Below are 25,925 nucleotides of genomic sequence, written 5' to 3'. Positions count from 1 at the left end.
TCTACGGTTCTACAGTCGCACCGAGGGCATTTTTGAAATGCTCGAGTGCCATATCATGCGCAGGCGGATTGAATGATGCCGTACAGGACGCGGGGACGATGATGTCGTAGCCGAAATTATAGGCATCCACCGCTGTGTGCATGATGCAGATGTCGGTCACGAGACCGGTCAGTGTCACGGTATCGATTTTTCTTTCCAGCAGCAGCTGATGGAGTGGCGTGCCGGCAAAAGAGCTGTAGCGCCTCTTATCGATGAAAAAGACGTTCGGGGAGTCCCTGATCTGCTGATGGAGGTCGCGGACTTCCCCATACAGCTCACGGCCACCTGTGCCTTCGATGTTATGCGGTGGAAACAGCTTCGATTCGGGGTGCAGTCCGTCATCATCAAAATGAAGATCCATCATGAAGAAGATGGGGATGCCCGATTCGTATGATGTTCTGATCTTCTGGATGAGTGCTGCTTCAATGGCCTGGGCTGCTTCTCCGGCAGTCAATCTGCCTTCCGGTGCAGCAAAATCATAAGAATAGTCGATGACAAGCAGTGCGTTGTTCATTCATTTTCCTCCTTTGTTCTCGGTGTTTATGATAGCTGTACGTGGTTCTATTGTGCCATAGTACTGCGCTTGGATATAAACAATATGTTCAATATGAGAATCACGACGATGGCGACGGTGAAGAAGCTGAAATAGTACGCACCATCTGTCACAGTGATGATATAGCCGCCGATGACAGGACCTGAGATGCTGCCGATGCTGAACATGATGCCTGCCATCAGGTTGCCGGCGGGCAGATTGAACTTCGGTGTAATATCCGTCATGTAGCTGATGCCGAGGGAGTACATCGAGCCGACGAATATGCCGGCCAGTGTAAACAGCAGGAGCAGCATGATGAATGAGCTGTTGAACACTTCCATGAAGAAGAAGGTAAATGCACCGAGGGCAAGGAGCACCGAGATGAGACGGCTGCGCCCGATCCTGTCACCAAGCGCACCGATCGGCACCTGCAGAAGTATGGCACCGAAACTGAATGCCGGCAGAATCCATGTAATATCCGACAGTTCAAAATCATTCCGGATGGCGAATACCGGGAAATTGCTGTTCAGGGAAGCTTCGAAGATGCCGAAGAGCATCGGGAACAGAAAAGCGATCCAGCTTGTTCTGAGGACAGCCTTGAAGTTCTTGAAGGTGTTGAAGACCGTCACCGGCACACCGGATTCGATCGGTTTTGCATTTTCAGCGCCCCTCAATAGGAAGATGAGCGGCCAGCCGATCATGGTGAGAACGCCGGAGACGAGAAACGGCAGCGGCTCCCAGATGGTGACGAGTTCACTGACTTTCGGTCCGACCATGAAGCCGAGTGAAAAGAACAGCCCGTAGAATGCAATGACCTTGCCCAGTTTGTGCTGTGGGGTACTTTGGGTCAGCCATGTCTGTGTACTGAAGTGGAGCACATTGTCGCCGATGCCGACGAGCAGGCGCAGCAGGAACCAGATCCATATGGAATCGAGTACCGGAAACAGAAACAGGCAGATGCCGACGATGATGCCGCCGGTGATGATCATTGGTCTGAATCCATATTTTCTTAATGGTGCTTCTATGAAAAGGGCGGATACAAGCACCCCTATGTAAAGACCTGAGGCATGCAGCCCGTTGATTGTCGCATGGATTTCCCGGTTTTCGAAGATGAAAGATATTAGGGGAAGCAGCATTCCCTGGGAGAACCCGGATATGCAGACAATGAGGGATAGGACGATAAAACGCGCCCTGAAACTCTCGAATTTCATGATAATCCTCCTGTTATGTTATGTTGATGAAAAATTGTTGTGTTAGAATGATTATAACTGATTTACAGCACTTCATGGAGGGACTGGAACAAATGTATCAATTTGAAGATGACAGTTTTATGCTGCACACCGATCTATATCAGATAAATATGGGTAAAACCTACCTGGAACAAGGTCTGGAAGGTCGTACAGCGGTATTCGATCTCTATTTCAGAAGTATGCCGTTCGGCAATGGATATGCCGTATTCGCAGGCCTCGAGCGCATCATCGATTACCTCAGGAACCTGAAATTCCAGGCTTCCGACATCGAATACCTGCGATCGATCGGATATGACGAGGACTTCCTGGCATATCTTCGGGATCTGCGCTTTACCGGCAAAGTGCGGGCGGTACAGGAAGGTGAGATCGTCTTCTCCAATATGCCGCTGGTACAGGTGGAAGCACCGATCATCGAGGCGCAGCTCGTGGAGACGGCGCTTCTCAACATCGTCAATTTCCAGACACTCATTGCCACGAAGGCGAGCAGGATCCGTCAGATCGTACCCGACAGCAGATTGATGGAATTCGGTACACGCCGCGCCCATGAATTCGATGCGGCACTCTGGGGCGCACGCGCTGCCATCATCGGTGGATTCGACGGTACGAGCAATGTGAGGGCAGCGAAGCTGTTCGGTCTCGAGGCAAGCGGTACACATGCACATGCGATGGTCCAGGCATACGGAGATGACTATGAGGCGTTCAAGGCCTATGCCGACACCCATGAGAACTGCGTCTTCCTGGTGGATACTTTTGATACATTGAAATCCGGTGTGCCGAATGCCATCAAGGTGGCGCAGGAATACGGCGACAAGATCAATTTCATCGGCATCCGGCTCGACTCCGGCGATATCGCCTACCTGTCGAAAGAAGCAAGGAAGATGCTCGATGCAGCCGGGTTCCACGATGCCAAGATCATCGTTTCGAATGATCTTGACGAAGTGACGATACTCTCCCTCCTGTCCCAGGGGGCAAAGGTTGACAGCTGGGGTATCGGCACCAAGCTGATCACAGCCTACGAACAGCCTGCGCTCGGCGCAGTATACAAGCTTGTCGCCATAGAGAATGAAAATGGGGAGCTTGAGAACCGCATCAAGATCTCCGGCAATCCGGAAAAAGTGACCACACCCGGGAAAAAGAATATCCATCGCATCATCAACCGTAATACCGGCATGTCGGAAGGTGAATATATTACGCATTTTGGGGAAGAGATAGAGGAGGATGCGCCATTGCTCATGTTCCATCCGATTCATCCGATGAAACGCAAGCTCATCCGCTCCTATGATATGGTGGAACTGATGAAGGATATCTTCATTGATGGAGAATGCGTCTATGAAGCGGAAAGCATCGATATGATGAAACAGCGCCATGAACAGGGGCTCAACCTGCTGTGGGAGGAGTACAAGCGTTTCCTGAATCCTGAAGAGTATCCGGTCGACCTCTCGAAGGCATTATGGCAGATCAAGCAGGACCTTATTGAAGAAGCAAGTAATAAAACATTGGAGTGATATGAAATGAAACCATTGCAAGCAGAGATTCTGAAAGAATTCCACGTAAAGCCTGAAATCGATCCTGCAGAGGAAGTCAGGGAAATCATCGATTTCATGAAGGACTACGTAAAGAACTATACATTCATCAAGTCTTTTGTACTCGGAATTTCCGGTGGCCAGGACTCCACGCTGCTCGGCAAGCTCGCCCAGATGGCAGTCGATGAACTGAACGAGGAGACGGATGGCGGCTACGCGTTCCATGCACTGCGTCTGCCGTACGGTGAACAGAATGATGAACAGGATGCGCTCGATGCCATCGAATACATCCAGCCGACACATACCGCAACAATCAATATCCGTCCGAATGTCGAGCGCAGTGTGGCATCTCTCAAGGAAGCGGGCTACGTACTGAGCGACTTCGTCGAAGGCAATGAAAAAGCACGTGAAAGAATGAAGGCACAGTATGCGGTGGCTGCTTCCACAGATGGTGTTGTTCTTGGAACGGATCATCCGGCGGAAGCCATCACCGGCTTCTATACGAAATTCGGCGACGGGGCAGCCGACCTGGTTCCTCTGTTCGGACTGAACAAGCGTCAGGGCAAGATGCTGCTCGATCATCTCGGGGCACCTGATCATCTGGCGAATAAAGTGCCGACGGCGGATCTTGAAGACGACAGGCCGCTCATCAGCGATGAGGAGGCACTTGGTGTCAGCTATAATGCGATCGATGACTTCCTGGAAGGCAAGGAAGTGTCAGAATCGGATTATGACACGATCGTCAAATGGTACAAGAAGACCCAGCACAAGCGGGACCAGCCATATAACCGCTACAACAAGCCTGCATATGAAGCGCAGCAGGAAGAACAGTAGTTTTGAACAGCAGAAAAGATATACTCTCGCTCAGGAAAGGTAGAATCGAATGATAACAGCCATATCACAAAACCCCTGGCTGATGGTACTGGTCATCTTCATAGTGAACATCGTATATGTCAGCTTCCTTACAATGCGTACCATCTCTACATTGAAAGGGTATCGATACACAGCAGCAGGTTTCAGTATCCTTGAAACGTTCGTATATGTCATCGGGCTGGGTCTGGTACTCGAAAATCTCGACCAGTTCCAGAATGTCGTCGCATATGCACTCGGTTTCGGTGCCGGTATACTGGTCGGTCTTAGAATAGAAGAGAAACTGGCACTCGGATATCTCGTCGTCAACGTAATCACCTCGGAAAAGGACAAGGATCTCCCGACGAACATCCGGGATCTTGGTTATGGCGTGACACACGGCTATCAGTATGGCCGTGACGGTGAACGGACGACATTGCAGATACTTACACCAAGAAAATATGAGCGTAAACTGATCGATACCATCAAGGAACTTGACGAGAAAGCGTTCATTATCACACACGAACCTAAAAACATCACCGGCGGTTTCTGGACGAAGGGCGTCAGACGCAAACGTCTCAAGAACTACCAGCCTGAAAATGTAGAAGAAGTACTGGAAGAAATCTCTGAAGCAAGGGAATTGGAAGAGGAAAGAAATGCCGAAAAAGAAAAAGTTTAAAGTGGCGGAGAATGAATCACTGGGTGAGTGTCTCGAAAGAATGCGCGGGGAAGGCTACCAGCCCGTTCGGCGCATGGAGCAGCCGGTCTTCATCGAAAGGGATGGAGAACGCGTTGTTGATCACCAGGAAATCATATTTGAAGGAAAAAGAGTTGAAAGCCAGACGGATAACTAAGTTATCCGTCTTTTTATCGAACATTTTTATTTTATCTCAAAAAAATGTTCGTTTTTTAATATGTTTTGTTATAATGGAGGAGAAATAATACTAAGGAGCGTGTATGCATGATTTCTCGTTATTCCCGGGAGGAAATGTCCCAGATATGGACCGAAGAAAATAGATTCAAAGCCTGGCTGGAGGTTGAAATCCTGGCTTCTGAAGCATGGGCCGAGCTCGGCTACATCCCAATGGATGAAGTAAAGAAAATTCGCCCAAATGCAAAGATTGATGTGGATCGCATCAAGGAGATAGAAGCGGAAACACGCCATGATGTCGTTGCTTTTACACGCCAGGTATCGGAGACGCTTGGTGATGAGAAGAAGTGGGTGCACTATGGACTGACATCGACGGATGTTGTCGATACGGCGCAGAGCTATATGATCAAGCAGGCGAATGAACTGCTCGAACAGGATCTTCTGGACTTCATCGAAGTACTGGGCGACAAGGCACGCGAACACAAGACGACACTTATGATGGGGCGGACCCACGGTGTGCACGCAGAGCCGACGACTTTCGGCATCAAGATGGCACTCTGGTATATGGAGATGAAGCGGAATCTTGAACGTTTCAAAAACGTCAGAAAAGAAATCGAAGTCGGCAAAATGAGTGGTGCGGTCGGCACATTCGCGAATATCCCCCCTGAGGTGGAGAGCTATGTATGCGAGCATCTGGGGCTTGATACGGCAGAAGTATCCACACAGACGCTGCAGCGTGATCGTCATGCCTACTACATAGCGACACTTGGCCTGATTGCAACATCCATCGAGAAATTTGCGGTGGAAGTGCGTGGTCTGCAGAAGACCGAGACGAGAGAAGTGGAGGAGGCGTTCGGCAAGGGGCAGAAAGGTTCCAGCGCCATGCCGCATAAACGGAATCCGATCGGCAGCGAAAATGTCACAGGACTCTCCCGTGTCGTCCGCGGCTATATCACGACTGCCTATGAAAACGTGCCACTCTGGCACGAACGCGACATCTCGCACTCATCAGCAGAGCGGATCATGCTCCCTGACGTAACCATTGCGCTCGACTATATGATGAGCCGCTTCACGAACATCATCAAAAATCTGACGGTATTCGAGGACAACATGAAGGCGAATATCGATAAGACTTTCGGGCTGGTCTATTCGCAGCGTGTCATGCTGATACTGATCGACAAAGGCCTGGTGCGTGAGGAAGCCTACGATCTCGTCCAGCCGAAGGCCATGGAATCATGGGAGACGAAAGTACCGTTCCGTGAACTTGTAGAACAGGATGACCGTATAAAGACGCTGCTGACGGAAGCGGAGATCGATGATTGCTTTGATGAGACCCATCATCTCAAACGTGTGGATACCATTTTCCAAAGAGCCGGTCTCGAATAGCAGTATGCTCTTAGACATCCGGTAGAGATATGATAAGATGAAACTACCGATTGCCAAAGGAGCGGTTTGATGATCAAGAGTTTGAAAATAAGCATATTTACCATGCTGCTTTTAGTGGCGGGCTGTAATACAGGCTTGAGTGAAGAGCAGATGGCACTGCATGAGAATTATGAAAAGACTTACGAACCCGCACAGATAGGAAACCTCGAGGCTGTTCCGGATATTGAAGTGATCGATGGTATCACCTATGTGGATGGCATCCTCGTCGTCAATAAGGACATCCCCCTGCCGGCAGACTATAGTCCGGGGCTGCAGCCCGAAGTGATCGAGGCCTATCAGGAGATGTTCCAAGCGGGCGCCGAGCAGGGTCTTGATTTTATTCTTGTCAGTGATTTCAGGACATACGACTACCAGGCCCAGCTGTATGACAACTATGTTGCCAGGGATGGACAGGAAGCGGCCGACCAGTACAGTGCAAAGCCGGGACATTCCGAGCATCAGACAGGGCTCGCGATTGATGTGGGTTCTCCGGACAGTGCATCCAATCTGACTGTATCATTCGGCGATACGCCGGAGTTCCAGTGGATGAAGGATGTCGCCCATGAGTATGGATTCATCATCCGCTACCTCGAGGGCAAGGAGGACATCACCGGGTACATGTATGAACCATGGCACTTGAGATATGTCGGTGAGGAAGCGGCGGCCATATATGAAAGTGGACTGACCCTGGAGGAATATCTGGGAATCGACTAGTACGGACCGATCGGCTTGAGCCGGTCGGTTTTTTCGTATTTTCAACCTTCATAAATGACATATAATAAAACAGTCCAGTGCTAAAAATGCTATAATATCCTTATGAATTCTGATGGGAGTTTTATATATGCTTAAAGATTGCAAACATGTATTCAAGTTGGATCCGGCAAAGGAAATCAGTGACGCGGACCTGGCCGCAATCTGCGAATCGGAGACGGATGCCATCATCATTGGTGGTACGGATAATATCACCGAAGATAATGTGCTGAACCTGATGGCCCGGGTACGCCGTTTCTCGGTATCGGTTGCGCTTGAGATCACATCTACAGAAGCGGTCGTGCCGGGGTTCGACCACTACTTCATCCCGGCGGTGTTCAACACGACAGATATGAAATGGCAGCATGGACTGATGCTCGAAGCACTGGCGGAATACGGTCATCTGCTCGACTATGATGAAGTTTCCCTGCTGCCATATATCATCATGAATCCCGAATGCAAGGCATTCAGAAAAGCCGAGGGGAAAGTGGTTGCGCCTGAAATGGTACCGCACTACATCAACATGATGGACAAGCTTTATCAGACACCGTACATATACATCGAGTACAGCGGAACATATGGCAGCCCGGAAGTGATGCAGATGGTGCGGGAGAATGCATCACATTCCCATGTCATCTATGGCGGCGGCATCACCTCGAAAGAGGAAGCGCGCGAAATGGCGCAGTATTCCGACACCATCGTTGTCGGAAACATCATCTATGACAGTTCAAAAAAAGCATTGCGTACAATCATTAAATAAATTGGAGTTTTGATTATGGATCTGAGTTTGATGAATAAAGAGCAGAAGAAAGCCATCCAGTCGACGGAAGGACCGCTTCTTATCATGGCCGGCGCCGGCAGTGGCAAGACGCGGGTGCTGACCCACCGGGTGGCCTACCTGCTTGAAGATAGAGACGTACCTGCCAGAAACATACTGGCGATCACATTCACCAACAAGGCAGCCCGTGAAATGCGGGAGCGTGTATCGGCACTGATCACGGAAGGCACACAGGATATGTGGATTTCAACGTTCCATTCCATGTGCGTCCGTATTCTAAGAAGCAACATAAACCATCTTGGATATGAAAACAGCTTCTCCATCCTTGATCCGACGGATCAGAAATCGGTCGTCAAGGATATTCTGAAGCGGCGCAACCTGGATCCGAAACAGCACAACCCGAGAAACATCATCGGGTTCATCTCGGACAAGAAGAACCAGCTGATCCGACCGGAGCAGAGCATCGCGGAGGCTGCTGCCTACCCGGACACGCTCTACAGTGAGATGTACCATGACTACCAGCAGATCCTCTACCGCAACAGTGCCCTTGATTTCGATGATCTGATCATGCTGACGATCGAGCTGTTCGACAAGGAACCGAAAGTGCTGGAATACTACCAGAACCGTTTCCAGTATATCCACGTGGACGAGTATCAGGATACGAACCATGCCCAATATCGCCTGATCACGCAGCTTGCTGCGAAATACCGCAACATATGCGTCGTCGGCGACTCGGATCAGTCCATCTATAAGTTCAGAGGAGCTGATATCGCGAACATCCTGAACTTCGAGGATGACTATCCGGAAGCGGTGGTCATCAAGCTTGAACAGAACTACCGTTCAAGTAAAAATATTTTGGATGCAGCCAATGCAGTCATCGAGAACAATACGGAACGTAAGCCGAAAGCTTTGCGGACCGCGCGTGATGGCGGACCGAAGCTGCAGAACATCGTAGCCGATTCGGAACGCGGAGAAGCGGAGGAAGTGGTCGGCAATATCCTTGATCTGGCAAAGAAGTACAGCCATAGTGAGATGGCGATACTCTACAGAACGAATGCCCAGTCGAGGGCGATGGAGGATACGTTCGTCAAATCCAACATCCCCTACAAGATGGTCGGCGGCATCAAGTTCTATGACCGCAAGGAGATCAAGGATCTGATGAGCTATCTGAAGGTGGTACTGAATCCGAATGATGATATCAGCTTCGAGCGTATCATCAATACACCGAAGCGGGGCATCGGGCCGAAGACGGTCGATAAGCTGAAGGCACATGGCCAGGCGACAGGCATCAGCATTTTCGAAGGCATCAAGGAATCGGATTTCATCGGCATTCCGAAGACGGCGGTCGTCAAACTGATGGGACTCGTCGACCTGCTGGAGAAACTCGCGCAGAAGTCAAAATTCATCACAATCACGGAGCTTGTGGACGAAGTGCTTGAAAGTACAGGATATATCGAAGTGCTGGAAAGCGAAAAGACGATCGAAGCGAGAAGCCGTATCGAGAACCTGGATGAGTTCAAGACGGTGACCCGGGAGTTCGATCGGGATAATGAGATTTCGGATGAACTGCTGTTTGCTTTCCTGAGTGATATGGCACTCGTCTCGGACCAGGACGGCATCGAAGACGACAGTGGCGTCACAATGATGACGATGCACGCGTCAAAAGGCCTCGAATTCAAAGTTGTCTTCATCGTCGGACTGGAGGAGGGCATCTTCCCTTCAAGACGGGTCATCTATGATGACAAGGAACTCGAAGAGGAGCGCCGGCTGATGTATGTGGCATTGACCCGAGCAGAAGACCATCTGTTCCTTTCAAGAGCAAACAGCCGTATGATTTTCGGTAAGACGGAATCGAACATGCAGAGCAGGTTCCTATCCGAGATTCCGGAAGAGCTTGTAGAAGGCGGCGGTGCATTTGCACAGGATGATTTCTCCAGCACGGGCAGTGCACCGAAGAAACGGACACCAAAACGCAGCCGTGTCGTTACAAACAACAGTGGTGTCAGCTTCGCGATCGGCGACAAGGTCAGCCACAAGAAGTTTGGTGACGGCATCATTTCTGCGATAAAGGGAGAAGGCGACAGTCAGGAGCTCGATATCATTTTCACTAAAGTCGGTGTCAAGCGGCTGCTGGCCAATTTCGCACCGATTGAAAAGAAGGAGTAGGTCGACCAATGGAAGAGAAAATCAAGTCACTGCAGGACAGGCTGAATCGATATAATTACGAATATCATGTACTCGACGCGCCGACCATTCCGGACAGCGAGTATGACAAGCTGCTGCATGAGCTCATTGCATTGGAGGAACAGTATCCTGAATATAGAACGGATTCCTCCCCGACTGTCAGAGTCGGTGGTGCGGTGCTGAGCCGCTTTGAAAAAGTGGCCCATGACACTCCGATGCTCAGCCTCGGCAATGCCTTCAATGAAGAAGATCTGAGAGCTTTCGACAAGCGGACCAGAGAGGCTGTGGGCGAAGTGGAATACATGTGTGAACTGAAGATAGACGGTCTGGCCGTATCTTTGAAATATGAAGCGGGCCAGCTCGTACAGGGCGCAACACGGGGAGACGGTACAGTCGGTGAAAATATCACTTCCAACTTGCGCACAATCCGTGCGATTCCGCTGTCACTCGACCGCCCGCTGTCATTTGAGGTCAGAGGCGAGGCATACATGCCGAAGTCATCATTTGAAAAGCTCAACATCGAGCGGGAGGAGAAGGGTGAAGCCCTGTTCCAGAATCCAAGGAACGCAGCAGCCGGCTCCCTCCGCCAGCTCGATCCGAAGCTTGCAGCGAAAAGGAACCTGTCCATCTTCCTCTATAGTGTGAACGACCTGACGGAGCTTGAGGCAGATACGCAAAGTGGTGCGCTCGATGAGCTCGACGGGGCAGGTTTCAAGACCAACAGGGAAAGAAGGCTGGTCACAGACATTGAAGGCGTGCTCGAATATATCGGATACTGGGAGAACCACCGCAATGACCTGGAATATGATATCGACGGCATCGTCATCAAGGTGAATGCCTTCAGCAGCCAGGAGGAGATGGGCTATACGGCGAAATCTCCAAGGTGGGCCATTGCCTATAAGTTCCCGGCTGAGGAAGTGGTGACGGATCTTCTTGATATCGAACTGACCGTTGGACGTACAGGCGCGATTACACCGACAGCAATCCTGGAACCGGTCAAAGTTGCAGGTACCACTGTAGCACGGGCATCACTCCATAATCATGAACTGATTGAAGAAAAGGATATCCGCATCAATGACAAGGTGATCATACGCAAGGCTGGCGATATCATTCCGGAAGTTGTACGACCAATACTCGAAGCGCGGACCAGCCAGGAAGTATACAAGGCGCCGACAAAGTGTCCGGGCTGCGGCCATGAGACGGTCAAACTGGAAGATGAAGTTGCTATCCGCTGCATCAACCCTGGATGTCCGGCACAGCTCGTCGAAGGCATGATCCACTTCGTTTCAAGAGGGGCGATGAATATTGATGGACTGGGTGAGAAAGTGGTACGCCAGCTTTTCGATGCCGGTCTGATCAAGGATGTGGGTGACCTGTATGCACTGACCTACGACGATCTCATTCCTCTTGAGCGGATGGGGGACAGAAAAGTCCAGAACCTGCTCGCAGCCATCGAAGCTTCCAAGGAAAATCCGTTGAGGAAACTCCTTTTCGGACTTGGGATGAGATTTGTCGGTACGAAAGCGTCCGAGCTGATTGCGGTTGAATTCGGTTCAATGGATGAGATCATGAAGCAGCCAAAGGAGCGATTCATTGAAATTCCGGAGATTGGTGAAAAGATTGCAGCTTCCATCGTCACCTATACGGAGCACCCCGATTTCATAAAACTGGTGGAAAAATTAAAGTCGTTCGGTGTTAATATGACTGAAGATGTCAAAGAAGCGCCGAGTGGACAGTTTGACGGCATGGTATTCGTATTGACAGGAAAACTGACAGAACTGACACGTGGAGAAGCCAAGGAAATGATTGAAAACGCCGGCGGTAAGGTAACAGGCAGTGTATCCGGCAAAACTGACGTTGTCGTGGCAGGGGAAGATGCTGGGAGCAAGCTTGAGAAAGCAGAGTCCCTCGGTGTGACCGTCTGGAATGAAAAAGAATTCATTGAGAATATGGAGCAGTAATCATGAAGAAGTATATAATATCTTTTCTGTTTCTGGCAGTCTTCCTTGCAGCATGCAGTCCCGAGGAGACACGGGAACAGAATGAGGCGACAAATGAAGGAGAAGTGACCACTTTGCCTGCAGAGGAGCAGGAGGAAACGGCAACTGCGAGCAGTGGGGGTGAATACTACCGCACTGTCATTCCCTATGAGCTTTCTCCTTCACGGGGGCTGACAAGTTCCAATATGGTATCAAGCTATAACATCGAAGCGTTTGAAAAAGGCCTGTTCGAGCTGAGCCGCGAATCATTCAGTACCGAGGAATATGTATTCAGGGAAGGACAGGTATTTACCGAGGAGATGATCCGGGGATATCTCGGCCGCGCCTACACGACAGAAGAGATCGAGGCAATGTCGGAAGAGGAGATGGCCAGCAACAATGCGTTCAGCAACCTGGGATTGAATCCATCTGTGGAAGGTGAAACCGACCCTGAACTGATTGCCGAAGCGTCTCCGCTATACCTCTCCCATGTACTCGAGCAGAACTACATGGTGGAGAACGAAGGATCATTCGATTTTAAAGGTATGACCATCGGTCTGGCTATGAACAGTGAATACCAGTATCAGAAAGAGCAGTATGGTCCGATGTTCACAAGGGAACTTGATGAAGATACAATCAGGCAGGAAGGCGAACAGATGGCGCAGGAAATCCTTGAGCGCATCCGGGCCAACGAGGACTATGAGGATATCACGATCAGATTCGGTATCTTCATACAGTCGGCTGATACTGCCATTGTGCCGGGAGATTTCGTATCAACAGCTGAAGTAGATCCGGGAGCGGACCAGATAGATAGCTTTGAACAGGTCAATTCAGCCTATGCGCTACTGCCTTCTTCTGAAGCAGGAGCCATCAGTGAAGAGATCAATAATGAATATATCAATTTCAACAGGAACCTGGAGTCGTATTTCGACAGTTTTACCACTTCTGTCGGACAAGGCTATTTCGTCGATGGGACGCTGGAACGTCTGACTATAGAAATACCTCTGGAATACAGCAGCAGAGGAGAAGTGATCGGACTGACCCAATATGTCAGAGGCCTGGTCAGCGAACAGTTCAATGAGACGGAAGTTGAAGTGTCAATCAAGGATAAGAACAAGACCTATGCACTCATCACAAAAACTGATGAAAATGATATCAGCGTGCATATATATGAATAGCAGGCAGAAAAAGACCACATCGATATTTCGATGTGGTCTTCAGCATGTTATCTGTCGTTTTTCAGAATGCTTGTTGTTTTATCGAATTCGGCTTCCATTTCTTTGGAAATGCCCCTGCCCTGAGTCATTTTACTTACGATGACAGCGGCAAGAGTGGAAACGATGACACCTGGTATGATTTCATAAAGCCCTGTACCGAAAGTATCGGCTGCGATCCAGATGACAACAGTTGCAGCACCCGCAATGATGGATGCGACAGCACCGGAACGCGTGAGTCCTTTCCAATGGAGGGAAAGCACAACGAGCGGTCCGAATGCAGCACCGAATCCTGCCCATGCATTTGCAACGATATTCAGGATGACGGATTCTTCATCCCATGCAATGATGATCGCCACAATGGCCACGAGTACGACGGAAAGGCGGCCGAGAAGCACAAAGTGCCCATCGAGTTCTTCTTTGGATTTCGTTTCTTTATCCAGTGCCTTGCGTCTGACAATCTTATAGAAATCCTGCACCAGTGAACTTGATGTAACAAGAAGCTGTGAAGAAATGGTACTCATGATTGCAGCCAGAATCGCCGCAAGGAAAAATCCGCCGATCAACGGGTGGAACAGTACCTGGCTCATAAGAATCAGGATGGTTTCCGGATCCGATACACTGTTGGCCGTTGCATCCGTGAATGCAATACCGAGCAGCCCTGTAATACATGCGCCGACGAGCGCAATGGCCATCCAGATGATGCCGATGCGGCGTGCATTCGGAATGATCTTATGTGACCTGATGGACATGAAGCGCACGATGATGTGCGGCTGTCCGAAGTAGCCGAAGCCCCAGGCCAGGTTACTGAGGATCGTGATGATTGAAACACCGCTGATGAATGATAAGTAGTTGAGATCGGCCATTGAGCCGAGTTCTTCAATTCTGACGAAAGGTTCAACACCTTGCCCAGTAAGGTTCAGCCATGCAACAATCGGAATCAGTACAATGGCAATGAACATGATTGTTCCCTGGAAGAAGTCTGTCAGGCTGACTGCAAGATATCCTCCAAAGAAAGTGTAGATGACAACAACAGCAGCAGTGACGAATAGTCCCCAATGATAAGGTACATCGAATGCACTCTGGAACAGTTTACCACCGGATACCATTCCGCTGGCTGTGTATACTGCAAAAAATACTACAATAACAATACCGGAAACGATTTTTAAAATGTGCTTATTGTCTTTGAACCGGTTTTCGAAGAAATCCGGAAGTGTTATCGAGTCGTTGGACACCTCTGAGTAGACTCTGAGTCTTGGTGCCACCACCCAATAGTTTACATACGCACCGATGGTCAGCCCGATAGCGATCCAGATGCTTGAAAGTCCTACGCTGTACATGCTGCCTGGCAGACCCATAAGCATCCAGCCACTCATATCCGAAGCTCCGGCTGAAAGCGCCGTGACCCAGGGACCGATATTACGGCCGCCGAGCATATAGCCGTTGAGATCGGATGTGGATTGCTTGTAGGCATAGAATCCGATGGCTATGAGTATGGCAAAGTAGATTGCCATCATTACGTACTCCTGCCATCCAGCCGTGAAAGTAAATTGTGCTGAATTCAGTATCATTTTATCTCCTCCCCTTAAACACAATACAAAACCTGTAGTACCAATGCAAATTGATTCTGTGGAATTCCATCACCCAAACCGCCTCAAGGCTTGGTGCCAAAGCCATCGTGGCGGTATAAAATTACACGGTTTAATTATACTATACATGATTTTATTTAAAAAGAATATTTAGAAAATAAAGAAAATAATTTTACACTATTGGACCCATTTTACAGTATTGAAACAGATGGAATAGATTTTTAAAGGAATGTCTGATAAAATTTATATGTTCTTTATTAGAAATGGAGGGAACAGGATGTCTGAGATCAATCTGGATACAGTAAAACACGTGGCCAATCTTGCACGTATAGAAATACAAGATGAAAAAGCGGCGGAAGCCTTCACAGAAGAACTGGCCAAAATTGTGGACTATGCCCATCTTCTTGATGAAGTGGACTTGAGTTCGACTACACCGATGTTCCATGCGGTGGACCTGAAAAATGTCATGCGTGAAGATACAGAACACGCACCTCTGTCCCAGGAAGAAGCGCTCAGCAATGCCAAATCTGTGAAAGACGGCCAATTCAAAGTGCCGAAAATGCTATAAGGAGGGCTCGTGTGAACATTCATGAACTGACAGTGGAAGCACTGTATGAAAAGATACAATCAAAAGAAATCAAACCTTCTGAAATAGTGGGTGCGCTATTCGATAGAATCGAAGCGTCTGATGAGACAATCGGTTCTTTTTTATTTTTGAATAAGGAAGATGCGTTGAAGCAGGCACAAGCACTGGACCAGCTTCAGGAAGAAGACAGGATGGATGGGCCGCTATTCGGCATCCCGATGGGGATAAAGGATAATATCTGCACGAAGGATATACTGACAACATGTGCAAGCCGCATGCTTGAAGACTTCAGGCCGGTCTATGATGCGACAGTCATGGAGAAACTGAATGACTCGAACGCCATCCTGATGGGCAAGCAGAATATGGACGAGTTCGCAATGGGCGGCTCCACTGAGAACTCCTATTTCAAAAATGTACGAAATCCATGGGATACGAATGCTGTACCAGGCGGTTCTTCAGGTGGATCAGCTGCAGCTGTGGCGGCCGGATATGTGCCATTCTCCCTTGGTTCCGATACGGGCGGCTCAGTACGCCAGCCTGCCGCATTCTGTGGTGTCGTAGGCATGAAGCCGACATACGGCCGAGTGTCCCGTTACGGACTTGTTGCATTCGCGTCTTCACTCGACCAGATCGGACCGATCACAAGGAATGTCAGGGACAATGCGAAGATTCTTGAACTGATTTCAGGCACGCACAACAAGGATGCAACCAGTGTGCCGGATCTGGATGCTGATTTCCTGAAAGGCATCGATAAGGATCTCACAGGCATGAAGATCGCCCTGCCGAAGGAATTCATCGGCGAAGGCATCAGTACGGAAGTGGAAGAGTCGGTGAAAAAGGCGGCTGAAACTTTCAGATCACTCGGTGCAACAGTGGAGGAAGTTTCCATTCCACACACCAAGTATGTGGTCAGTGCCTACTATCTGATTGCTTCCAGTGAAGCGAGCTCGAACCTTGCACGCTTTGACGGCATCCGCTACGGCTACAAGGCGGAAGGTGCAGAAACACTTGAAGAGCACTATAAGAAAACACGTGCCGAAGGCTTCGGTCCCGAAGTCAAACGCCGTATCCTGCTGGGTACATTCGTCCTCAGTGCCGGGCACTACGACCAGCACTATATCCGTGCACAGAAACTGCGTGGTGTGATAGAGAAGGAAATGAAAGATCTGTTCAATGAATATGATCTTATCCTCGGCCCGACAGCACCGACCCCAGCCTATAATATCGGTGAGAAATCCGATGACCAGCTGGAAATGTACAAGGATGACATCCTCACCATTCCGGCCAATCTGACAGGCATGCCTGCACTGTCCATCCCGAGTGGACTGAGTGGATCCGGACGTCCGATCGGTCTTCAGCTGATCGGCGACCACTTTGATGAGCAGAAGATATACAATGCAGCATTTAAATTTGAAGAGCAGTTCAATCTGCACGAAGAATTGAAGCAGCTGAAACTGGAGGTGCGATAATGCATTTTGAAACCATCATCGGACTGGAAGTCCACGTTGAACTTAAAACAAACACAAAAATGTTTTCGGATGCACCTGCACACTTCGGTGCCGAGCCGAATACTAACTTGAGCGTTGTTGATCTCGGCTACCCGGGTACATTGCCTGTACCGAACAAGGAAGCGGTCAACTTCGGCATGAAGGCAGCCATGGCACTCAACATGGAGATTGCCGATGTCACCAAATTCGATAGAAAGAACTACTTCTATCCCGATAACCCGAAAGCCTACCAGATTTCCCAGTTCGATCAGCCGATCGGTGAACATGGCTGGATAGAAATCGAAGTCGGTGGAGAAACGAAACGCATCGGCATCACACGTCTGCATCTGGAAGAGGATGCGGGCAAGTCTTCCCACAAGGACGATCATTCACTGGTCGACCTCAACCGTCAGGGCACACCACTCGTCGAGATTGTTTCGGAGCCTGATATCAGAACACCTGAAGAAGCTTATGCATACCTTGAGAAACTGAAGGCCATCATCCAGTATACCGGCGTTTCCGACTGCAAAATGGAAGAAGGTTCACTCAGATGTGATGCCAACATTTCCTTGCGTCCATACGGCCAGGAGCAGTTTGGTACCAAGGCCGAACTTAAAAACCTCAATTCTTTCACGTATGTTAAAAAAGGATTGGAGTTTGAAGAGAAGCGTCAGGAGAAGGTGCTGACGAAAGGTGGCGAAATTGCCCAGGAGACACGCCGCTTTGACGAAAAGACTGGGGATACGCTCCTGATGCGTGTCAAGGAAGGATCTGACGACTACAGATACTTCCCGGAACCGGATCTTGTACAGATACACATCGATCAGGCATGGAAGGACAGGATCAGGGAGAGCATTCCACTTCTGCCGGATGCACTGAAGGACAAGTACGTCAACGAGTACGAGCTGCCGGCCTATGATGCACACGTTCTGACGCTTAGGAAGGAGACATCCGACTTCTTCAATGAAATGGTGGAGACACATCAGGTCGATATCAAACAGGCATCCAACTGGCTCATGGGGGGCGTGAACGAGTATCTCAACAAGCAGCAGGTCGAGCTGGGTGATACTGAACTGACACCTGAAAACCTTTCTGAAATGATTGCGCTTATTGAAGATGGCACCATTTCAAGCAAGCAGGCGAAGAAAGTCTTCACCAAAATTGTTGAAAACGGCGGCAGCGCAAAGCAGGTCGTCAAAGATCTCGGCATGGAGCAGATCTCCGATTCTTCCGTTCTTACCGGCATGGTCACGGAAGTACTGGATGCGAATCCGCAGTCCATCGAAGATTTCAAAAACGGCAAGGACCGTGCTCTCGGCTTCCTGGTCGGACAGATCATGAAGAAATCAAAAGGACAGGCCAATCCGAAAATGGTCAATCAGATTCTACTTGAAGAGATCGACAAAAGATAATTTCAAATGATGAGGTCCATACAAAAACGCTTGGGTGAGAAGTCACCCAAGCGTTTTATTCTGCCATGAATTCGTATATATTCTGTACAATCTGCGTTTCGGATGCAGGTGTCATTTCATCTGCATCGTAGTTGTAGAAATCGCCTTCTACAGATACATCCTGGTTGTCTATGTAGTAATAGTCGCTGGACGTGAGATAATCGTTATCCTCTTCGAGTACATCAGCAAGATTGTCATGCTGGTGAACATTCGGATTACCGAGAATATAGACGACCTTGCCATCTTCATAAAGATTCATGTAGGCATTCGTCAGACGATCCGTATCGCGCTCAGGCAGTGCTTCAGCATTATAGTCGCTGATCTGCAGTGCGTCCATGATGACTGCATCGCTGTTCGCATTGACAGATACTGTTTCGAGCTCGGGTGTTGCAGATGCCAGATCCACCCGGTTGAACTCGATATTGTCCGAGTTGAACTGTTCTGATAATGAATCGATGAAGCTGTCACTATAGTACGAAGGAACGACCACATCGATGATGAGTGGTTCATTGGCAGCTACTGCTTCCGCATAGGCCGCATCGAGTGACTCCTGATTGAACGTCAGTGTTTCCTCAGCGTCTTCTTCCGGCTCTGCCGGTTCGGTGGTTGCTTCTTCCGTCACCTCCTCGGTGCGTTCTGGTTCACTTGCGTCTTCAGTGGCTGGTTCATTTGATTCTGCCGGCGCATTCGCTATGGATTCACTGTTATCGATACTACGATCCATGCCGAAATTCACGTATATTCCGACTCCAAAGACGATGACAAGCAGAATGATCAGTACTTTCTTCATGATGCCCTCCTTTAATGTAGTACACATACAATTCATCAAATATGATATAATGTTGAAAATAAATTTTTTTCAAGTCAATTATACACAAAAATTTTAATGAATGACATAACTAGGATGATTAATGATGAACAGTGACACAAATTATCAAAAGGCATTGCATTGTTATATCCAGGCCTCACTGAACATTCTGAATCACTTCAGGACCAGTGTAAAGGAAATTCACCATGTTGGTTCCACGAGCATCGAACGTATGGACCTGCCTGGTGAAGTCGATGTACTGCTATTGATGAAATATGAAGATAATATAAATAAGCTGGCAGATCATGTGACCGGCGTGGGGTATGACAAAGTGGATGATTTCTCCTCCGACTATATTGAAGAGGTCGTGCTGCGCCATAGCCATGAAGACTTTGACGTGAATTTCATCATGATGCACCATGAATCGGAACGGAAGGATGAAATCCTTTACTGCAGAAACCGGATAAAGGAAAATCAAAAGTATACTGAGCGATTCAGACAGTTGAAGGCTGCCTATCTGAATGAGCGGATTGATGGAGATGAGTACCAGGACAGGAAGTCCGATCTGTTTTCCGCTGTCATGGATATGCAGGAGGATGCAGGCATTGTATAGAATCCTCTTCATCCTCAACTGTGTCCTCATCGGGTTCATGATTTTTGTATCGACGACCAGCAATGAAGCGTTGCTGCATGCGTTCCAGATTATTGTATTTGTACTGAGCGTCTATCTTTTCTATTCATACACTAAACAGAATAATAGGAGAAGAAAATGAAAACTGCGAGAATTATATATAATCCGACGTCAGGCAGAGAGGTGTTCAGGGAATCGCTGGCAGACGTACTGGAGCGGTTCGAGGTCAATGGCTATATTACAAGTACCCATGCAACAACGGAAGTGGGAGATGCAAGGATTGCCGCAGAGAAAGCGTGTGAAATCGGGTTTGATCTGATTGTAGCTGCCGGAGGCGATGGCACTGTGAACGAAGTGGTCAATGGCATGGCCATCTTTGATAGGCGGCCTTCTCTAGGCATCATTCCGATCGGAACCGTCAACGATTTTGCAAAAGCATTGAACTTGCCGACAGATATACTGGAAGCAACCGAAACAATCCTAAGCGGCATGGCTGCGGATATCGACATCGGTCTGATGAACAGCAAATACTTCATCAACATTGCAGGTGGCGGCAAGATCACAGAAGTGTCCTACGAGGCACCGAGCAAGCTGAAATCGATCATCGGTCCTCTGGCATACTATGTCAAAGGCATCGAGATGCTGCCCAAAATCAGAAGCACCGATGTAAGGATCGAGTATGACAATGAAATCTTCGAGGGCAAGGTGATGCTTTTCCTTCTGGGACTGACGAATTCAATCGGTGGATTCGACAAGCTTGTTCCCGATGCCAGACTGAATGATGGAAAGTTCACTCTCATCATAGTCGAAGAGGCGAGTATTGCCGAAATCGGCCATATCATGACACTGGCTACAAGGGGTGAACATCTGAAGCACCCGAAGGTCCATTTCTTCAAGGCGGAGGAAGTGAATATTTCTTCATTCGAGGAAGTACAGCTCAATCTTGACGGTGAATTCGGTGGTGTCCTCCCGGCACGATTCACAAATCTGAAGCAGCATCTGGAAATACGGGTGCCGGAGTCGTTCTATAATCAGCATATATTGACAGCGGAAGAGGAAGTATAATCTCTCTTTAAGCTTGATATTTCTAATAATATGCATTCAAAGAAGTAATAGTGGGTAAAGGGAAGATGCCGGATGCATGTTTTATAAAATGCACAGCATACTAAGTGAAAAGAGGTCCGTTTTTATGTTTGGTATTCCTGATCTTATATCACTGATCATATCTGCATTCATCATACTTCCAATCGTAGTGATCCTGCGAGAAGTGGGGTATATGATTGCAGGTCTTATTTTTGGAGCAGAAAACAGCAGACTTACTCTAGGATCCGGCCCCAGGCTTTTCAAGCTGGGGAAGTTGGATGTCCGTAAGCACTATCACTTATATAGCTGGTTCTCATATGATGAACTGAAGAACGACAGCAGATTCGCCTATATCATGATCTATGCCAGTCCGATTCTGATCAATGTCATATCCGGGCTGATCATCAATGGTCTGCTCGCAAATGATTTCATGACCGAACAGGCAACCTTCTGGAATCGATTCATCTTCTATACATTCTACTACGTTCTTTTTGATGCCGTACCGATGAAGACGGTCAACGGGATGCCGAACAATGGAATGCTGATCTATGAAATGCTCCGATATGGGAAGCGTACGGATCGCAATAAGGAACCTTTCATTCCTGCGACTTCTGAAGTTGAAAAAGAATATCAGGAAGAGATGCAGGATCTAGAGGAGACAGTGAAGGAAGAGAAGCAAGAAAAGAAAGAAGAAGAAGAGAAGAAGGAAAAAGCGCGTGAAAAGAAAGAAGAAGAAAGAGAAAAGCGCAAACAGGAAGAAAGAAAAAGCTGAGTGGTCACAGCCACTCAGCTTTTATTTCTGTCATCCTATTCGTCGTATTCGGGGTTTTTGTGGGAAGGATAGAGGCTAAGGCCACCATCTGCAACAATCGTCTGTCCGGTAATGTAGACGGACTGCTCGGATGCCATGAACGCCGCAATGTTGGAAATATGTTCCGGTTCGCCGACATAGCCCATCGGTACGAAATCATCTGCGCCGGCCTTTTCTTCCGGTGTGGAGAAGAAATCTTCATTGATCGGTGTATTGATGCTGCCTGGCGCGATGTTATTGATGCGGATGCCGAGTCTTGAATACTCGAGCGCCATCGATTGTGTGAGCAGTTTTACGCCACCTTTACTTGCACTATAGTGTGCGTAATGCGGCCATGGTATGATTTCATGCACACTGGAGATATTTATGATGCTGCCTTTTTTGTCTGTATCAAGGTAATGCTTTACAGCTTCGCGTGTGCCGATGAATGTTCCGCGGAGGTTCGTATTGATGACCTTATCGAATTCATCTACGGAGAGTTCGTGGCTGCGTACATCATTCTGGATACCTGCATTATTGACCATGACGTCGAAACCGCCGAATCTATCAATGGTCTGCTCTACGAGATCGATGACTTCCTGTTCTTCTGTTACGTCACATTTCATGGTGACAACGGATGCATCTCCACTGTCCAGCTGATCGACAATCTTGTTCGCATCTTCGCCACCGCTATGGTAAGTAAATACGACATTCATGCCTTCTTCGTGAAATCTTTCGACAATCGCCTTGCCGATGCCGCTTGATCCGCCTGTGACTATTGCTGTCTTGCCTTTTAATTCCGAGTACATAGATTCACCACTTTCAATTGGATTCCTAATTTGTATACCCGGAATATTTCACTTCAAGCCTAAAGAATATGCAATTTTGATATAATGGATACAACTAATGAACCAGAGGTGTCTTATGAGACTGACGATTTTTGCAACAACAGACGTACACGGTGCAATCTATCCGTATGATTATTTCAACACTTCCGAGAAGTCGGCGAGTCTGCTTCATGTACAGTCCTATATCGAACGATATAAAGCTGCGCATCCCGATGAAATGGTACTTGCAGTGGACAATGGGGATATGCTCCAGGGCGATGTATGGAGCGACTATGACTACAGACACCAGAATGTGCCGCTTTTTGTCCCCCATGTAATGAATGGCATCTATGATGTCATCGGCATCGGCAATCATGAATTCAATTTCGGGCTCGACTATCTCGATAAGGCATATGGACAGATGGATGCAGAGATCGTCAATGCAAATGTGGATTTCAAGAACCATCCGCTTAAGAGTCGGGTCAAACCGTATACCATCGTTGAAAATGAAACCCTTGACGGTATCCTGAAGATCGGCTTCCTCAGTGTCGTGCCGACACAGATACTGAAATGGGATGCAGCACATCTTGAAGGCAAAGTGACGGTCCGAGATATGCGGACCACAGTCGAAAAGATTGCCAAGGAAATGAAAGCGGAAGGTGCTGATATCATCATACTCCTGTCCCATTCGGGCATGAGCAAGAATCCCGATCAGGTCAAGAGCTATGGGGAGAATCAGACCTTGCTGATGACCATGATCAAAGATATCGACGGCATCGTATTCGGCCATACGCATGAGTTCTTTCCCGATACCACTTTCGAGATGGAAATAGACAACATCGATTTCAGGAAAGGCGTAGTGAACGGCAAACCGATGGTTCAGCCGGGCGTTTCTGCGAGCCATCTTGGACAGCTGACTTTCGACATTGAACATGACGGGTCCTGGCGCATTGTGGATTCGATGGCACAGCTCATCGATTCGGATAGAATGCCGCTTGATGAATCGCTGAAAAAGAAATACGAAGATCTTCATGAGCAGGTATCCAGATATCTGTCCCAGCCCATCGGCCATATAGACGAGACATGGCACACTTATTTTTCCAGAGTACTGCCTTCCGAAGCAGTACAGGTGACAGCAGAAGCAGGGAAGGCGTATACCCGCGATCTGATGGAAAAGGGAGAAATCGAAACGTTGCCGATAGTCGCTTTCAATGCCGTCATCCGGGCAGGTCGGGATGGTCCGAACGACTACACGGTTCTTGAAGCGGGAGACATTACCTTATCGGCGGCCATTGATCTGTACAAGCATACAAATATAATGACCATCATAAAACTGGATGGGAGAACGTTGAAAGAATGGCTCGAGTGGAGTGCTTCACAGTTCAATCAGATATCCCCTGAAACGGATGAGCTTCTGGAGCCGAACAGGTCCAAGGATGGCTTTCCAAGCTACAACTTCGATACCTTTTTCGATCTCGACTATACTTTCGACATTACACAACCCCCAAGGTATAGCGGTACTGCCAAACAGATCAGCGATTCAGAACGCGTTGTTGAAATGAAGTATGACGGCAGACCCGTGGAACCGGATGACTGCTTCATTGTGCCGGCGAACAACTACCGGGTCTCATATACGCCATTTCTGAGAGAAGCGGAAGTTGTCCACGAATCCTACCGGCATGTCCGTGACATCGTTGTTGAATATATGATGGCAGAACCTGAATTTGAACATAGCAATCCAATGACCATCGTCCCTGCACGGAAATACAGGATGATGTCCGCAACAAAAGCCAAGGATTATATAGAGAATGACAGCAGAATCAAGTACATCGAAGCGATCGATGACGGCTTCAGCTGGTATGAGATCGATTTGAGCAAGGAGGAAAAGGCATGGCCCAAGTAGCAAAAAATGACTATTACACAGGAACAGTAGAGGACTACACGCACGAAGGTATGGGTGTCGTAAAAATTGATAATTATCCGATCTTCATCGGCAATGTGCTGAAAGGGGAAGAGATAGAATTCAAGGTCATCAAGACCAACCAGAAATTCGGGTTCGGCAAAAGCATGAAGGTGATTGCACCATCCGAAAATCGCATAGAGCCGCCATGTCCATACTACTACGCATGCGGTGGATGCCAGATCCAGCCACTCAGCTATCCGGAGCAGCAGGCATTCAAGAAAGGTGCCGTGGATAACAGCATCAACCGGATGGGCAAACTGGACCGGGAGACGGAGGACGTCATGGCAATGGACAATCCATTCAACTACCGCAATAAATCCCAGATTCCCGTCCAGTTCAAGAACGGTATGGTGGAGATGGGCTTCTATCAGCCGAGAAGTCATGACATCGTCGATATCGAGTTCTGCCTGATCCAGAAGGAAATACACAACCAGCTGATGATTTTCATCAAAGAACAGTTCAACAAGGAGCATGTCTCCGTATACGACGAAGCAATGCACCATGGGCTCGTCAGGCACATCATCATCCGGTCCAACCACGATGACAGCGAAGTCCAGGTGGCATTCATTACCAACGGCAAGAAGAACATCTTTAAAAATATCATCAACGAGATTACGAAAGCCTTTCCGATGGTCACTAGCATCGTCCAGAACGTCAATGACAAGAAGACCAATGTCATCTTTGGTGACGAGACCATCACGCTGCACGGTAAGGACTATATTACAGATGAACTTCTCGGCAAGCAGTTCCACATCAAGGCAAGGTCGTTCTATCAGGTCAACCATGCCCAGACGGAGAAGCTCTATCAGAAAGCCATAGACCTCGCGGATCTGAAAGGCGATGAGACCATCATCGATACGTACTGCGGCATCGGCACCATCGGGCTATGTGCATCCGATAAAGCCAAGAAGATCATCGGCATCGAAGTCGTACGCTCCGCAGTCGAGGATGCGAAAGAGAATGCAAAACTGAATGGTGTGGACAATGCAGAATACCATCTTGGCAAATCCGAGCAGGTCATGAAGAAACTCGTCAAACAGGGCATTAATCCAGATGTCGTCTTCGTCGATCCACCAAGAAAAGGGTGCCACCCCGAGTTCCTTGAAGCACTCGCAGAAGTCGGCCCGGAGAAAATCATCTATGTATCATGCAACCCGAGTACACTGCAGCGTGACCTTAAATACTTGAATACACAAGGGTATGACATCAGCCCTGTGACACCAGTGGACATGTTTCCTCAGACAAACCATATTGAAAGCCTGGTCATGTTGCAAAAACTGAAAGCATAGAATTTCGCCAGTGGTATGGAATCGAAA

General features: G+C 48.5%; 24 protein-coding genes. 19 read left to right on the top strand and 5 right to left on the bottom strand.

Going from position 1 to position 25,925, the window contains the following annotated elements; all coding sequences use genetic code 11:
• Position 1: 1 nt before the first annotated feature.
• Together GQ671_RS11790 and GQ671_RS11785 are read right to left on the bottom strand one after the other, a co-directional pair.
• The gene (locus GQ671_RS11790; protein ID WP_160657441.1) at positions 2 to 553 is read right to left on the bottom strand and encodes a cysteine hydrolase family protein; all 552 of its coding nucleotides are present in this window, start codon (positions 551 to 553) and stop codon (positions 2 to 4) included.
• 47 nt (positions 554 to 600) lie between these two features.
• On the bottom strand, positions 601 to 1,782 hold the full coding sequence (locus GQ671_RS11785) for an MFS transporter (protein WP_160657439.1): 1,182 nt from the start codon (positions 1,780 to 1,782) through the stop codon (positions 601 to 603).
• A 92-nt stretch (positions 1,783 to 1,874) separates the two neighbouring features.
• Here GQ671_RS11785 and GQ671_RS11780 point away from each other — a divergent pair, with 92 nt between their 5' ends.
• The 10 genes from GQ671_RS11780 to GQ671_RS11735 all read left to right on the top strand — a co-directional run bounded on the left by GQ671_RS11780 (position 1,875) and on the right by GQ671_RS11735 (position 13,358).
• Positions 1,875 to 3,326, top strand: coding sequence for a nicotinate phosphoribosyltransferase (locus GQ671_RS11780; RefSeq protein WP_160657437.1), 1,452 nt, complete (start codon positions 1,875 to 1,877; stop codon positions 3,324 to 3,326).
• Positions 3,327 to 3,332: 6 nt separating this feature from the next.
• Positions 3,333 to 4,178, top strand: coding sequence for an ammonia-dependent NAD(+) synthetase (nadE, locus tag GQ671_RS11775; RefSeq protein ID WP_160657435.1), 846 nt, complete (start codon positions 3,333 to 3,335; stop codon positions 4,176 to 4,178).
• Between the two features lie 49 nt (positions 4,179 to 4,227).
• Positions 4,228 to 4,872: a DUF2179 domain-containing protein gene (locus tag GQ671_RS11770; protein ID WP_160657432.1), complete on the top strand. Its 645-nt coding sequence runs from the start codon at positions 4,228 to 4,230 to the stop codon at positions 4,870 to 4,872.
• Positions 4,850 to 5,047 carry an NETI motif-containing protein gene (locus GQ671_RS11765; protein WP_160657430.1) on the top strand — a complete coding sequence of 66 codons (198 nt, stop codon included), beginning with the start codon at positions 4,850 to 4,852 and terminating at the stop codon, positions 5,045 to 5,047. Before GQ671_RS11770 ends, GQ671_RS11765 begins: the two co-directional genes overlap by 23 nt.
• Positions 5,048 to 5,154: 107 nt before the next feature.
• Positions 5,155 to 6,450 (top strand): adenylosuccinate lyase, encoded by a 1,296-nt coding sequence (gene purB / locus GQ671_RS11760; RefSeq protein WP_160657428.1) that lies wholly within the window; start codon positions 5,155 to 5,157, stop codon positions 6,448 to 6,450.
• Positions 6,451 to 6,519: 69 nt separating this feature from the next.
• Positions 6,520 to 7,203 carry a M15 family metallopeptidase gene (locus GQ671_RS11755; RefSeq protein ID WP_160657426.1) on the top strand — a complete coding sequence of 228 codons (684 nt, stop codon included), beginning with the start codon at positions 6,520 to 6,522 and terminating at the stop codon, positions 7,201 to 7,203.
• A 127-nt stretch (positions 7,204 to 7,330) separates the two neighbouring features.
• Complete coding sequence (gene pcrB / locus GQ671_RS11750; protein WP_160657424.1) at positions 7,331 to 7,999, top strand: heptaprenylglyceryl phosphate synthase; 669 nt, start codon at positions 7,331 to 7,333, stop codon at positions 7,997 to 7,999.
• 15 nt (positions 8,000 to 8,014) lie between these two features.
• Positions 8,015 to 10,183 carry a DNA helicase PcrA gene (gene pcrA, locus GQ671_RS11745; protein WP_160657422.1) on the top strand — a complete coding sequence of 723 codons (2,169 nt, stop codon included), beginning with the start codon at positions 8,015 to 8,017 and terminating at the stop codon, positions 10,181 to 10,183.
• An 8-nt stretch (positions 10,184 to 10,191) separates the two neighbouring features.
• Positions 10,192 to 12,162: an NAD-dependent DNA ligase LigA gene (gene ligA / locus GQ671_RS11740; protein WP_160657420.1), complete on the top strand. Its 1,971-nt coding sequence runs from the start codon at positions 10,192 to 10,194 to the stop codon at positions 12,160 to 12,162.
• A 2-nt stretch (positions 12,163 to 12,164) separates the two neighbouring features.
• The gene (locus tag GQ671_RS11735; RefSeq protein WP_160657417.1) at positions 12,165 to 13,358 is read left to right on the top strand and encodes a CamS family sex pheromone protein; all 1,194 of its coding nucleotides are present in this window, start codon (positions 12,165 to 12,167) and stop codon (positions 13,356 to 13,358) included.
• Positions 13,359 to 13,405: 47 nt separating this feature from the next.
• On the opposite strand, the gene putP is transcribed toward GQ671_RS11735, so the two are convergent.
• Positions 13,406 to 14,965 (bottom strand): sodium/proline symporter PutP, encoded by a 1,560-nt coding sequence (gene putP, locus GQ671_RS11730; RefSeq protein ID WP_160657414.1) that lies wholly within the window; start codon positions 14,963 to 14,965, stop codon positions 13,406 to 13,408.
• 295 nt (positions 14,966 to 15,260) lie between these two features.
• On the opposite strand from putP, the gene gatC reads away from it, so the two are divergent.
• From gatC to gatB, 3 genes are read left to right on the top strand one after another with little or no spacing between them, the layout of a single operon-like run.
• Entirely contained in the window at positions 15,261 to 15,551 is a 291-nt protein-coding gene (gene gatC / locus GQ671_RS11725; RefSeq protein ID WP_160657412.1) for an Asp-tRNA(Asn)/Glu-tRNA(Gln) amidotransferase subunit GatC, read from the top strand.
• An 11-nt stretch (positions 15,552 to 15,562) separates the two neighbouring features.
• Complete coding sequence (gatA, locus tag GQ671_RS11720; RefSeq protein ID WP_160657410.1) at positions 15,563 to 17,038, top strand: Asp-tRNA(Asn)/Glu-tRNA(Gln) amidotransferase subunit GatA; 1,476 nt, start codon at positions 15,563 to 15,565, stop codon at positions 17,036 to 17,038.
• The gene (gene gatB, locus GQ671_RS11715) at positions 17,038 to 18,468 is read left to right on the top strand and encodes an Asp-tRNA(Asn)/Glu-tRNA(Gln) amidotransferase subunit GatB (protein WP_160657408.1); all 1,431 of its coding nucleotides are present in this window, start codon (positions 17,038 to 17,040) and stop codon (positions 18,466 to 18,468) included. The genes gatA and gatB overlap by 1 nt, the downstream gene beginning before the upstream one ends.
• A 55-nt stretch (positions 18,469 to 18,523) precedes the next feature.
• Here gatB and GQ671_RS11710 read toward each other — a convergent pair whose 3' ends face one another.
• Positions 18,524 to 19,297: a hypothetical protein gene (locus GQ671_RS11710; RefSeq protein ID WP_160657406.1), complete on the bottom strand. Its 774-nt coding sequence runs from the start codon at positions 19,295 to 19,297 to the stop codon at positions 18,524 to 18,526.
• Positions 19,298 to 19,421: 124 nt separating this feature from the next.
• Here GQ671_RS11710 and GQ671_RS11705 point away from each other — a divergent pair, with 124 nt between their 5' ends.
• From GQ671_RS11705 to GQ671_RS11695, 4 genes are all read left to right on the top strand, one after another.
• Entirely contained in the window at positions 19,422 to 19,928 is a 507-nt protein-coding gene (locus GQ671_RS11705) for a GrpB family protein (protein ID WP_160657404.1), read from the top strand.
• Complete coding sequence (locus tag GQ671_RS12915) at positions 19,921 to 20,088, top strand: hypothetical protein (protein WP_170288707.1); 168 nt, start codon at positions 19,921 to 19,923, stop codon at positions 20,086 to 20,088. Before GQ671_RS11705 ends, GQ671_RS12915 begins: the two co-directional genes overlap by 8 nt.
• Positions 20,085 to 21,011 (top strand): diacylglycerol kinase, encoded by a 927-nt coding sequence (locus GQ671_RS11700; protein ID WP_160657402.1) that lies wholly within the window; start codon positions 20,085 to 20,087, stop codon positions 21,009 to 21,011. The genes GQ671_RS12915 and GQ671_RS11700 overlap by 4 nt, the downstream gene beginning before the upstream one ends.
• Before the next feature lie 124 nt (positions 21,012 to 21,135).
• Complete coding sequence (locus GQ671_RS11695) at positions 21,136 to 21,801, top strand: hypothetical protein (RefSeq protein ID WP_160657399.1); 666 nt, start codon at positions 21,136 to 21,138, stop codon at positions 21,799 to 21,801.
• A gap of 35 nt (positions 21,802 to 21,836) precedes the next feature.
• On the opposite strand, the gene GQ671_RS11690 is transcribed toward GQ671_RS11695, so the two are convergent.
• Positions 21,837 to 22,628 (bottom strand): glucose 1-dehydrogenase, encoded by a 792-nt coding sequence (locus tag GQ671_RS11690; protein ID WP_160657397.1) that lies wholly within the window; start codon positions 22,626 to 22,628, stop codon positions 21,837 to 21,839.
• A gap of 115 nt (positions 22,629 to 22,743) precedes the next feature.
• Between GQ671_RS11690 and GQ671_RS11685 the strand changes: the two genes are divergently transcribed.
• Together GQ671_RS11685 and rlmD are read left to right on the top strand one after the other, a co-directional pair.
• Positions 22,744 to 24,549 (top strand): 5'-nucleotidase C-terminal domain-containing protein, encoded by a 1,806-nt coding sequence (locus tag GQ671_RS11685; RefSeq protein WP_160657395.1) that lies wholly within the window; start codon positions 22,744 to 22,746, stop codon positions 24,547 to 24,549.
• Positions 24,537 to 25,898, top strand: a complete 1,362-nt coding sequence (gene rlmD / locus GQ671_RS11680) for a 23S rRNA (uracil(1939)-C(5))-methyltransferase RlmD (protein WP_160657393.1) — start codon at positions 24,537 to 24,539, stop codon at positions 25,896 to 25,898. The genes GQ671_RS11685 and rlmD overlap by 13 nt, the downstream gene beginning before the upstream one ends.
• Positions 25,899 to 25,925 lie beyond the last annotated feature (27 nt).

The organism is Salinicoccus hispanicus (assembly GCF_009831115.1).
Taxonomy (GTDB): domain Bacteria; phylum Bacillota; class Bacilli; order Staphylococcales; family Salinicoccaceae; genus Salinicoccus; species Salinicoccus hispanicus.
This window is presented reverse-complemented; position numbering and strand designations above follow the sequence as displayed.